Source organism: Coleofasciculus sp. G1-WW12-02, assembly GCF_040219735.1.
GTDB lineage: Bacteria > Cyanobacteriota > Cyanobacteriia > Cyanobacteriales > Coleofasciculaceae > Coleofasciculus.
In genome coordinates, this window is record NZ_JAVJRX010000172.1 from 1 (window position 1) to 11,737 (window position 11,737).

Sequence of the window (11,737 nt, forward strand, 5' to 3'; positions counted from 1 at the left end):
AAACTGCCGCCGGATATATCCTTAACGCCGATGGGAACGGGGCAGCAAACATTTTAAGGAAAGTAGAGACACAGCTAAGATTAAACTTAGCCAAGGTCTGTAGGGCGTCATTGACTGCGCCATCTAGATTATTTATCTGGAACTCTAAAAAGACACTCGCGTGACGGTGTTTTAACCCGTCCCGAAGTATCCTTTTAGAATCCTCGGTCATTTATGCCGAGGAGAGGTCAACAGACACCTCCACCTGACTTTTCAGGGGAAGTCTTGAAACTGAGTTGCTAGGGGAGATAGGAGAGATGAGGTAAGATAAAAATTCAATTAGCTGAATCCTCTGCTAAAAATGACTAACCCTGCTCCTCCCTCATTGCTGTCGCTCACAGTTGCCCCAGCGCAGGTGTTGCGCGGTGTCCCGGCATTGGCACAATCTGGAGAGGCGATCGCGTCTTTGGGTCATCGTCCCCTGATTGTCGGTGGGAATCATACCTTGGCGACGTTATCACCACAGCTAGAACCCATCTTGAAACAGCCGCCGTTAAACTGTGCTACGGCATCCTATAGTCCGGATTGCAGTGAAGTCTCCCTCGCATCCCTGCAAGAAGCAGTTACCCGCCATCAAGCGGACTTAATTATCGGTGTGGGTGGCGGCAAAGCCTTGGACACGGCTAAACTCTTAGCCCATCAGTGCCAACTTCCAGTTGTCACTATTCCCACCTCTGCCGCCACCTGTGCCGCTTGGACGGCGCTTTCCAATATTTACTCGAACGAGGGAGCTTTCCTGTACGATGTGAGTCTGAATCGCTGCCCAGATTTGCTCATCCTGGATTATAGCTTGATTGAAACAGCCCCCCAACGTACCTTAGTGGCAGGAATTGGAGACGCCTTAGCGAAATGGTATGAGGCATCCGTGAGTAGTGCTCATTCGGATCAAACCTTAATTATTGCAGCGGTACAACAGGCGAGGGTGCTACGGGATATCCTATTTCAAAAGTCAGCAGACGCCCTAAAAACACCAGGGAGTGAGGTTTGGCGAGAGGTGGTTGATGCCACAGTCTTGCTAGCGGGTGTAATTGGTGGTTTAGGTGGGGCGCAGTGTCGTACTGTGGCGGCTCATGCTGTGCATAATGGTTTAACCCATCTTAGAGGCTCTCACAGTGCCTTACATGGGGAGAAAGTCGCCTATGGAATTTTGGTGCAATTGCGCTTAGAAGAAATGGTGCAAGGGAATCAACTCGCCGCCTCAGCAAGGCAACAGTTATTGAAGTTTTATCGCGAAATCGGTTTACCCCAAACCCTGGATGATCTAGGTTTAGGGAATATCACTTTGGCACAGTTACGCCAGGGGGCGGATATTGCTTGCCAGCCTAATTCTGATATCCACAGATTACCCTTTGATGTGACACCCGAACAGCTTATGGCAGCGATGGTATCTACAACTACGCCTGTAGATAAAAATTGCAGTCCAGTTTTATCAGCAGGGATGAATGATAAACAAGATTAATGAGGAATGGAGTGTGTCATCCAAAAACTTGCTCAATCTATAAGATGAGCCATGACATCATATAGCGTGATGCCTGTTCCTACCAGGGTGAGTCCACGTTCCGTGCGAATGATATTTGTCATTAGTCATTTGTCTTGTTTCTGGAATAAAACTCAAACTTTAATCCCTTACAATCCGGGAATCTCTGACAACTTACCCTCGACTTCTTCAACAGAAAACCCAGTCATTTCTTGCCATTCTTCCACAGTGAAATCATAACCCCGTTCTTTTGCCATTTGGATAAAGGCGTCTACGTTGGGGGCGGTTCTGAGTTCCTCTTTTAAAGAGGGGTTCGCTTGAGCATCTCGAAACAGCTTCGCCACTTGCTCCTTTGCCATTTCTGGTAACTCCTAATTTGACTAAATAATGCTACACTAGCAGACTTCGGATTATAGTAAAAGCAAATTTTGATGAACTAACCCCAATTGGGCAAAGATGGGTATGTCCAACCGGAGTATTTGCGTATAGTCAAGCAACATTTTTTAATTACTCGCTATCCATCCCCACCCTCTTAGAGGGTGGGAAATTCCGCGAGATTTGTTAAATTTCTCAACGCTTTGGGAAACGACTGATTATATTAACACCGTGGCTATGGCAGGATAGCAGTACACCGCCTAACAAGGCTTGGCAGGAGCAGCAGTTATGGTTAAGGGTAACCCAAAAGGGTTTGTGGGACGCTTATTTCAACAATTTCGCAGCGTTGAAGGAAGTCGGATTTTCCATCGCTTCAAGACGATCCCAGGTCGCTTTCGAGCAATCCTGATCAGGTTCGTCCCAGCGCGTTTACTCTGGTTAGTGCCGTTTCTGCAAGATGAACTGAAGCAGCGTGCGCCGAGTCTAGATGAACTCAAAGATCGCATGGCGGGTAAAACGAAACCGGGTGAAGGATTAGAAGCCGAAGCAGAAGGCGGCGTGGTTACAGAAGTCGTCGTTCCGCCCGGAGTGAAGTCCCTCTATCCGGAGTATCGCTGTGTGCGAGGAAATCCATTCTACTGTGAATGGGTGCAACAAACCCTGCTCGAACAACCCGGTGCCAACTATTGTCGCCAATGTGGATTTCTTACCCTGTTACCGCCAGAAACGAAAATTCGGGGAATTCGGGGAACCTATCAAATTGAACGCTTCCTCAAAAATCGGGGTCGAGGTCGTCTTTATCAAGCCTTGCAACTCCCCACTCGCCAACCTGTGGTGATCAAGGAATACGTTTTACCCGATCGCTATTTTAATCTCCAAGAAAGCCAGTTACGCAAAGAAGCCTTTGTCAATCTCGCTGGCGTCACTTTAGCTGATGGGCGGGTGCAAGACTTTCGCCTCGTCTCCCCTTGGGACGCGATCGCAGATCCACGTTTTGAACGCTGCTATTTAGTCAGCCAAGGGGTTTTAGATACCTATCCTACCCTAGCCAGTTACTTGGCGCAAACTGGGGCAATGACCAGTTATCAGGTGCGACAGATCCTGGAACAAGTTCTGCAAAGTTTGGAATTTCTACATGGACAAAAATTTCGTCTCCCTTCGGGTTTAGTTCAGCAAGGACTCACGGATGGCAATATTAGTTTAGATAGCTTGCTAATTGTTCCCAGTTTCCAAGGCTTTTTTATCTATTTGTGTGACCTACTCTTGTGGGAAGGACGATTTGATCCGCCATTACTTGAACGTCCTTTGTTATTCCCCAAAAAGGATTTACAAGACTTGGGGTATGTAGCATTTTACCTTTTAAACGGTGGCACCCATGATCCGGTGACGCTGCAACCCTTCAATCCCCGGATTACAAAGCATTGGCCCCTCATTCAACCCGCCTTCAAAGACTATATTTTATCCCTAATTGGCATTGGCACCTCATCCTTTGAAACCGCAGAAATTGCTCGCCGCGCTTTATTACACTTGCCCCCCGAACCGCAAATTATCCCCCCTTTTTCCCAACCGGAAGTAGAAGCCGGGTTCAAGAAAAAGAAATGGCGGTTTTGGCGTCCTCGGTTATTCTGGCTCCTTTTGGCGCTGCTGTTGTTGGGACTGTTGATCTGGTGGCTATTGGGGAGAAATCAACCCCAAACCACGATGGAAACTGAACCATTTCCCTGCTGTATTGAACAGGTGTCAGGGATTCCGACGGGAACATTTACCTATACGGCGGAAGAAGACGGGGCGTGGGATTATATTCTGGAGCAACCCAATTTAATTGCCAAGGATACCACCTTGGCGAGTGAATTGTATCAGCGTCAACCAAAATTAGAATTAAACTATCAATCCGTCCCCACTTGGACAGACGCGATCGCACAGGTTCAATCCGAAGAAGCGGAGTTTGCGATCGCGACTCCCCTGAATCGGTTAGGATTTGCCTTAGACGCAGAAGAAGTGGCTCATGATGGCTTAGTTGTCTTTGTCGCCTTCAGTTATGCTCAACGGGAAAACAGTTTACCCGCCGCCTTAAATGGGCAAATTAGCTTTGAGCAATTACGCCAACTCTACACAAGAGAGATTACCAATTGGCAAGAATTAGGTGGACCGGATCTCCCTGTTCAACTTTATGTTCCCCTCAGTGATCAGGCAATTCAACTGTTTAAGCAGCGTGTTTTACAAGAGAATACCAATACTGATAATATTGCCGAATTTGAAGCCCTCCTGCAACAAAGTAACCAACCGAGTCGCTCATTTGCCAACTTAGGTCGTCCCCCGATTATCCGCACCCAAACCTTTGAGACATTGCGACAAGTAATTGGAGATTTTGAACAGAGAAATATTGGCGCGATCGGATTTGATTCCCTGAGTAAAGTGTTAGGACAATGTTCGGTTTATCCCTTAGCTATCGTTGACGGGGAAAAGCCGGGGATTTCACCCTTGGTACAAGATAACCAGCAACCAATTACGCCAAACACTGACTTATGTAATTCTAAAGGCAGTTATGGAGCTAATGTTGAGGCATTGATTAGTCAAACCTATCCCTTAGCTTATCCCTTAGCCGTTATTTATCCCAGAGATAATAGTCGTCCCCCCATTGGGAGAAAGTTTGCTGAAATTCTCAGAACTGAACAGGCGCAATGTTTATTGTCTAAAACCGGATTAGTCCCACTGCGACCCTATCTGGATTCTACCTACTGTACCCAGGAATTAGAACGCGCTGAACCTGATAACGGATGAATAAGTGGGGCAAAATTAACCTTATCAAACAGAGATTTTTGAAGCAAATCCTTCCAGGGTTGCCCATTCATTATCTATCTCGCTAGAGGATGTTAAGGAAATGAAGAACCCTTCTATCTCCTTCCAGTCCGACTCCTGGAATTGAAGAGAATTATCGAATATGTTGATAGTCTCTTGATCCTCATAAAACGGGAATTGGCTGAAGTGAGTGCTATCGTATAACCGATACTCTAGGTTATTTTCCGCAGCCTGTTTTTTCTCTAAGGTTACTAGACTGGGGTTGATCATCTCCACTGTTTCTTGCTGTTCATCACGTTGGGTTCTAGCTATTTCGGCAATTGTTTGGTAATCTTTTAAGCACTCACGAGAATAAAATGTCAACCCTACAGTTTCGGAATTTTGCTCCTGTTGAATCATCTCGTTAAAATTGGCTCGAACGACCTGGCGAATTTTGAAGAATTCCATTTCTCAACTCCCTTGCTATGACTGGCACTACTTTTAGGTGCTAGTTGTTTACATTTCTTTACTCATTATGCTAAATCTACCTAGAAATAATTTTTTGCTCACAAACTCTTCACAAAAGAGACGTTCCGCCGGAACGTCTCTACAATGTCCTAATCGATGTGTTTACTGCTATATTTAAACGTTAATGTCTACAGTGTACAGAATTTATGTCCAGGTACTTAGTGCGAACATCTTGCTCGCTACTCATACCCAATTTCAATCTAACTTTTCACGGGAAGTCTAGAAACCTGAGTAGGGGCGGGTTTAGTTACATCTGGGTGCAACCGAAAAGATAGTAGTGAAACCCGCCCCTACACGCATTGCGCCACATACCGTGAAAGTCAGAATTTCAATGCATGACAGCTTAGAACGCGACTTAGTATCAATCTGGCATATCCAATAATTCTGGCACGGTGACAAATTGATAACCGCGCTGTTTAAGTTTAGTAATCAACTTCGGTAAAGCTTCCACTGTTTTAGAGCGATCGCCACCGCCGTCGTGCAGTAAAATAATACCACCAGATTGAGCGTCTTGAATGGCGTTATCGATTAATTTTGGCACAGTAATCCGGCGACTTTGCCAATCTTTTGTATCCGCTGACCACATAATCACGGCATACTTTTTTTGCTGAGCATAGCTAACTAAGCCATTATCCAAAATGCCAGCCGGAGGTCGGAATAACGCCGTTTTGACGCCAGTGAGTTGATGAATTAAAGTGGCGGTAGTCTCCAGTTCACCCGCCGCCGCTGATGGACTGTACTGATGATATTGATGATTCCAAGTGTGGTTACCAATAGCGTGACCTTCAGCCACAATTTGTTTCATAAGCTGGGGATGATTCTTCACCGTCTTACCGACAACAAAAAAGGTGGCTTTGATATTTTCTCGTTTGAGAATGTCTAAAACTTGGGGAGTTGTCTGCGATGAAGGTCCATCATCAAACGTGAGGGCAATCACTTTAGCATTATTGAGGACACGAGAACGAATGGTTTTGCCTTGAAATTGTACTGGTACAGAAAAGGTTAAGCGTTTAGCTTCTTCCTCTGCCAAGTGAGCGAGCATTTTTTCATAGATTTCCTGTTCCTCTCCGATTAAGCCATTGATTTGTAAACTCTGGGAATTCGACCGTTCCTGTTGGTTCAAATTAGGACTAGGGATCGCTAGTTTCGGGTTAACTGAACGAACAACGGACATACTTAAACTTGCAATAAAACTAACCATGGCAGCTATTAAACTAATGGATAATTTATACTGCCAAACTAACTGACAAGGATTTGCCACCTTACGTCCCCTTCACTCCTCTGAATACACAGGCGGCACGTCATGGTTGTTTATTTTTAGATTATTCTTGTTGCAGAATAATCCAAGCGGCGGGTTAATCTATCGCCAGACATAAACGCCTAAGCACAGATCAACCCGCTTTATAAATTCTGATGCTAAACCCTGCGTCTCAATTGCTAAACGCCACCATTTCTAGAGATATTCAGTTCGCTGTGGTGCAACTGGATACCGAAATCCGCCTTCGTGCTAATGATTCTTTTGTTAGTTACGACGCAAATGACAGTATATCCGGGATTTTTTAAGTGCCGAGTTGCAGTCAAAGAAGTAATCTGTCATGGTTGGCGAAAGGCAGTAACTCAAAACCCGCCCAGTCTGAGTTTTGAGGGCGAGAATTCTTTAACCCATGAAATGTCAGGATGGGCAGGCTTTTATTCTTGAGGTAACGATAACGCTTTTTTATGGTATAAACTGATAATTCTAGCGGTGACTTCAGGAATTGTTAAACCATCCGTATTAATTTCGATCGCGTCGGCGGCTTGGCGCAGGGGGGCTAATGCACGAGTGCTGTCACGCTGGTCTCGTAGTTGAATGTCCTGTTCTAGTTGTTCTAAACTGACAGTGCCTTGGTCTTGGTCTTTGAGATCTTGCAAGCGTCGGCGTGCCCGTTCTTGAACCGAGGCGGTGAGAAAGATTTTCAGTTCAGCATCGGGGAAAACATGAGTCCCGATATCCCGCCCTTCGGCGACAACGCCACCCTTAGACGCCAAGCGCTGCTGCTGTTTGACTAATTCGTGACGCACAGCCGGTATCGCCGCGACAAAAGAGACATTGGCGGTAACTTCTAAGGAGCGAATGGCTTGGGTGACTTCTTTCCCATCAATCCACACTCTTAAGGTTTGCGGTTGTGAACCGCTACTGATTAAAGAAATTTGACATTGACTTACCAATTCCGCGATCGCAGGTTCATCTGTGAGATCAATTCCGGCTTGCAGCACCCGCCACGTCACCGCCCGATACATCGCTCCTGTATCCAGATACATTAAGCCTAATTGCTGCGCCACTAACCGAGTCACTGTGGATTTACCCGCTCCCGCAGGTCCATCAATAGCAATAATCGGTTGGCGATTTCGCAGCAGGATATTATCAATTAAACGAGTTGAACCCAGACGAGCCGCGATCGCGAGTAATCCTTCGTCTTCAACTTGCTCTAGGGGGGTCAAGGTAGTGGGATGAACCAATTCGATGTACTCGACTTGAATCTCCTTAACCGAGGTGAGTTCTGAGGTAACAGCAGCAATTAAGGACGTGCGATCGCGCTCCCCAGTCTTGAACACATTTTGGGCATTTTGTAAACCCTTATAGAGAATCGGAGCTTGTGCTTTTTGTTCGGGCGTCAAATACTGATTGCGAGAACTATAGGCAAGTCCTGACGACTCACGCGCGATCGGACAAGATACGATAGTGACAGGCAAATTTAGATCCGCGACCAAGCGGCGAATAATCGCCAATTGCTGAGCATCCTTTTGACCAAAATAAGCGCGATCGGGTTGAACTAGATTTAATAACTTAGTCACCACAGTCGCCACCCCCTGAAAGTGACCCGGACGGGAGTGACCACATAAGATAGAGTTCATGGCTTCTGGTGGCTGGACTTGAGTGAACTCAGTCGGGGGTTCTGAATCGGATGGATCATCGCCATACAACTCCACCACTGTTGGCGCAAAAATCACATCAACTCCCGCTTGTTTACAAAAGCGTTGATCTTGCTCCAACTGACGCGGGTACTGCTGCAAATCTTCCCCTAGTCCAAACTGGAGCGGATTGACAAAAATGCTGACGATGACAATAGCATTTTCGCGTCTCGCCCGCTCGATTAAGCTAAGGTGACCTGGGTGTAACGCCCCCATCGTCGGCACTAAACCGACGGTTTTTTGGGTTCGATGACGTTCTAAGTGGCAGCGCAATCCCGCGATTGTCGTAAACAGACGCATGAGAGTTTAGTGGTTGGATCTTAGATCGATGTTAGCAATTTGTCATTGGTCATTGGTCATTCGCCCTTTGCCCCAGAAAGCTGGCACTCGGTTGGGGCGGGCGCGAGTTACATCAGGGTGAGGTCAGAAACGATAATGGTAAAACCCGCCCCTACACACTCAACACTATTCCTTAGTAGTTATCTAAAACCTCAATCTGTACAGGCGCCACACCCGTGCGGAGCAAACCTAAAACTCTGGCGGCGGCGGCGGAAAGGTCAATGACTCGCCCTCTGGCATAAGGTCCTCGGTCATTAATCCGCACGATAACGGAGCGACCATTATTTAAATTGGTCACTCGCACGTTAGTGCCAAAGGGTAAGCTGCGATGAGCGGCGGTTAGCGCATTTTGATTAAATCGCTCACCACTAGCGCTGCGGTTTCCGTGAAAGCCAGGACCATACCAGGAAGCAATACCTTTAACCTGAAAGCGTACTGAACCGATCGCGACTTGGGCGATTGTCTGGGCGGTGGGTTTGCCCTCAATTTCGCGTATGGGGGGAGCATTACCCATTAAGCGTCGCAGTCGGTTCGTGGCTTGCAGGGCATCTTCGGCTAGGTTTTGGGTGGTATCGGGCAGGATGGTATTTTCGTTAACTTGCACCAACTCCTGGTCATTGACCTTGATGCTGTAGCAGTTACACCCCTCATTCCAACGGACTGCGATCGCGTCTGCATTAATATTATCCCGATGCAGTTGATTGAGTTGAGCCGCAACAGCCGTCGCCCGCCATACGGCATCATCCAGATTGGCATTACTGGTCGAGGTGACACTTGGCGAGGCGGTATTATCCAGTTGGTCTACCTCTAGGGATTGATAGTCAGACACCGTTTTGGATGAAGAATACCCGGGTTCAGAGTTATTTCCCAGAGCCACTTCTCCCACTTTACTGCCATTGTTGACAATTGCCTTTGAACCTAAGAACGTCAGGACAGGGATGTCGCGCACATAAAGAGTAGCCGCCTGACGCCCATCTAGTGAATAGCCATGAATTTTGGCAATGACTTCTTCTGCTTCCCCAACCTGAGATGCTGGGGACTGAAATTCTCCCACTTTTACCACCTCTGGCGGCTGAAGGGTTGGTTGAGAGGAGGTGGAGGGAATTGTTTCTGGAGATTGTAGCGCTTGAGCGGGAGTCAAGTTGCCCTCAGAACCTTGGTCAACTGCCTGAGCTTGGTTAGCCGGATTGGATATCACTGTGCTGAGGGCTGTGGTTAAGAACGTAACAGTGAGACCACTCAAAATTCGCTGATTCATAAGCCTATGATTAAAAGCCTCTGGAATTCTACGTTTAGGGTTATGGGTGGTGATGCAAGAGGATTAAGAAAAATCTGCTGCAACTCATACTCATTTCGATTTCGTCCTATTTTTGTGGAACTGACACAGACTAACACGAAGTTTTGGGTTTGGGGATCAGTGATTTTTGGGAATCAGCGATAAGATTTTCAAAAGTGCGATATCATATAATTTGCCCTAAAGCTTGATATGACAAGGATTTCCCGCTTTTACCCCTCTCAGGGAATTTACGAAATTCTTAACAAAACTTTACAATAGAGACAACAAACCTCGACCGTCGCGGCGAAGGTTTTCCATCAATGCTGTAGGGGCGGGTTTTACCGATAACGTTTTGGCAAAAACCGATAACTGTAATAAACCCGCCCTTCTAGTGCTGCTTTTACTCTAGGCTTTGCCGGGATCAACCTGTAAAATATCCGAGGGAGGAAAACAAAGGACACCCTCACAACTTTGGTTGGGGCGGGTTGAGTCACATCAAGGTGGCAAAAAAACGATAATAGTGAAACCCACCCCTACATTCCTCGGTGGGAACGGGTTGAGTCACATCGGGGCGGAAAAAAATGATAATAGTGAAACCCGCCCCTACAATCGGAAAAACTTTTTCATTCCTAGTGGTATTTCATGGATTATCGAGAAGCTGGTGTTGATATCGAAGCAGGTCGAGCTTTTGTGCAGCAGATTAGAGGGCTGGTACAAAGTACCCATCGACCGGAAGTCTTAGGGGGATTTGGTGGCTTCAATGGTTGTTTCCAGTTACCGATGGGATATCGTGAACCCGTTTTAGTATCGGGAACTGATGGAGTGGGGACGAAGCTGAAACTAGCTCATGACTTGAATCGTCACGACACCGTTGGAATTGATTTAGTTGCTATGTGTGTCAACGATGTCTTGACATCTGGCGCACAACCCCTATTTTTTTTGGACTATTTAGCCACAGGAAAGCTGAATCAAGAGCAACTCACTCAGGTGGTAGCGGGTATTGCTCAGGGATGTCGTCTCGCTGGCTGTGCGTTGTTGGGAGGAGAAACTGCAGAAATGCCCGGTTTTTATCAACCGGGAGAGTATGACATTGCTGGGTTTTGCGTGGGAATGGTGGAAAAAAGCGAAATTTTAGATGGTTCTCAGGTGCAATTGGAAGATGTGGCGATTGGTTTAGCCAGTCAGGGGGTTCACAGTAATGGGTTTAGTTTAGTCCGCAAAATTGTTAGCGATTCAATTAACCAGGAATCGCCTTTAAATTGGGATAGCTGTCCCGATTTACTAGGGGGTCAACGTTTAGGAGATGTGTTGCTGACGCCGACTCAAATTTACGTGAAACCGATTCTAGATGCGCTACAGGCTGGAATTAAAATTCATGGTATGGCTCACATTACAGGGGGCGGTTTACCGGAAAATTTACCTCGGTGTTTAGGTCAAGGTCAATCGGTGCAGATTGATCCCAATAGCTGGGAGATTTTACCTATTTTTCAGTGGTTAGCTGAGGCGGGTCAAGTGAGTCGGGAAGAGATGTTTAATACGTTCAATATGGGGATTGGGTTTGTGGTGTTGGTGTCATCTGTTCAAGCCGAAAAAACCTGTCGCTGGTTTGAATCTCAAGGTGTTACGGCTTATCGGATTGGGGAAGTAATTGAAGGTTCAGGGGAAGTGGTTGGTCTATCGGGTTAATTAGAATTTGCTGAATAATAACCCCATGACAGCCATGGCGATTGTTTTGCCATGGCGATTGAAATCGCTGCTAAACAAACAAAGTCCGCCTGCGCGGACTGGGTTATAAGGGGGGTAGTTAACCCGGATTTGGTATCATTCATCTTTAAATATGACTTAGAAAAGGAGTACAAAAACAACAAGCACTTCCAAGCCCTCTATTCTCAAGCGGCTCAACAAGCGCTAAGAACAGTTAGCGAATCCTTTAAGTCCTTCGATGGTTTAATAAAGGCGTTTAGAAAAGGAAA

At 46.6% G+C, this 11,737-nt stretch carries 8 protein-coding genes and 1 pseudogene; 4 read left to right on the forward strand and 5 right to left on the reverse strand.

Features of this window, described 5'->3' with window-relative positions:
- Positions 1 to 340 precede the first annotated feature (340 nt).
- Complete coding sequence (locus RID09_RS27240) at positions 341 to 1,498, forward strand: iron-containing alcohol dehydrogenase (protein WP_446339051.1); 1,158 nt, start codon at positions 341 to 343, stop codon at positions 1,496 to 1,498.
- 167 nt (positions 1,499 to 1,665) lie between these two features.
- Here RID09_RS27240 and RID09_RS27245 read toward each other — a convergent pair whose 3' ends face one another.
- On the reverse strand, positions 1,666 to 1,875 hold the full coding sequence (locus RID09_RS27245) for a Nif11-like leader peptide family natural product precursor (RefSeq protein WP_446339052.1): 210 nt from the start codon (positions 1,873 to 1,875) through the stop codon (positions 1,666 to 1,668).
- A 304-nt stretch (positions 1,876 to 2,179) separates the two neighbouring features.
- Between RID09_RS27245 and RID09_RS27250 the strand changes: the two genes are divergently transcribed.
- A complete protein-coding gene (locus RID09_RS27250; RefSeq protein WP_446339053.1) occupies positions 2,180 to 4,672 on the forward strand; it encodes a substrate-binding domain-containing protein in 2,493 nt (830 codons plus the stop codon).
- A gap of 24 nt (positions 4,673 to 4,696) precedes the next feature.
- On the opposite strand, the gene RID09_RS27255 is transcribed toward RID09_RS27250, so the two are convergent.
- The 4 genes from RID09_RS27255 to RID09_RS27270 all read right to left on the reverse strand — a co-directional run bounded on the left by RID09_RS27255 (position 4,697) and on the right by RID09_RS27270 (position 9,746).
- Complete coding sequence (locus RID09_RS27255; RefSeq protein ID WP_446339054.1) at positions 4,697 to 5,137, reverse strand: hypothetical protein; 441 nt, start codon at positions 5,135 to 5,137, stop codon at positions 4,697 to 4,699.
- A gap of 421 nt (positions 5,138 to 5,558) precedes the next feature.
- Positions 5,559 to 6,458: a polysaccharide deacetylase family protein gene (locus RID09_RS27260; protein ID WP_446339055.1), complete on the reverse strand. Its 900-nt coding sequence runs from the start codon at positions 6,456 to 6,458 to the stop codon at positions 5,559 to 5,561.
- Between the two features lie 428 nt (positions 6,459 to 6,886).
- Entirely contained in the window at positions 6,887 to 8,449 is a 1,563-nt protein-coding gene (locus RID09_RS27265; RefSeq protein WP_446339056.1) for a bifunctional pantoate--beta-alanine ligase/(d)CMP kinase, read from the reverse strand.
- A 172-nt stretch (positions 8,450 to 8,621) separates the two neighbouring features.
- Positions 8,622 to 9,746: a septal ring lytic transglycosylase RlpA family protein gene (locus tag RID09_RS27270; protein WP_446339057.1), complete on the reverse strand. Its 1,125-nt coding sequence runs from the start codon at positions 9,744 to 9,746 to the stop codon at positions 8,622 to 8,624.
- A 660-nt stretch (positions 9,747 to 10,406) separates the two neighbouring features.
- On the opposite strand from RID09_RS27270, the gene purM reads away from it, so the two are divergent.
- Positions 10,407 to 11,450, forward strand: a complete 1,044-nt coding sequence (purM, locus tag RID09_RS27275) for a phosphoribosylformylglycinamidine cyclo-ligase (RefSeq protein WP_446339058.1) — start codon at positions 10,407 to 10,409, stop codon at positions 11,448 to 11,450.
- A gap of 51 nt (positions 11,451 to 11,501) precedes the next feature.
- Positions 11,502 to 11,737 (forward strand): annotated as a pseudogene (locus tag RID09_RS27280) (hypothetical protein); the annotation flags it as partial.

Coding starts and splice junctions, on each gene's coding strand:
- purM (WP_446339058.1), top strand. CDS start 10,407: ATGGATTATCGAGAAGCTGGTGTTGATATCGAAGCAGGTCGAGCTTTT.
- RID09_RS27240 (WP_446339051.1), top strand. CDS start 341: ATGACTAACCCTGCTCCTCCCTCATTGCTGTCGCTCACAGTTGCCCCA.
- RID09_RS27250 (WP_446339053.1), top strand. CDS start 2,180: ATGGTTAAGGGTAACCCAAAAGGGTTTGTGGGACGCTTATTTCAACAA.
- RID09_RS27270 (WP_446339057.1), bottom strand. CDS start 9,746: ATGAATCAGCGAATTTTGAGTGGTCTCACTGTTACGTTCTTAACCACA.
- RID09_RS27245 (WP_446339052.1), bottom strand. CDS start 1,875: ATGGCAAAGGAGCAAGTGGCGAAGCTGTTTCGAGATGCTCAAGCGAAC.
- RID09_RS27265 (WP_446339056.1), bottom strand. CDS start 8,449: ATGCGTCTGTTTACGACAATCGCGGGATTGCGCTGCCACTTAGAACGT.
- RID09_RS27255 (WP_446339054.1), bottom strand. CDS start 5,137: ATGGAATTCTTCAAAATTCGCCAGGTCGTTCGAGCCAATTTTAACGAG.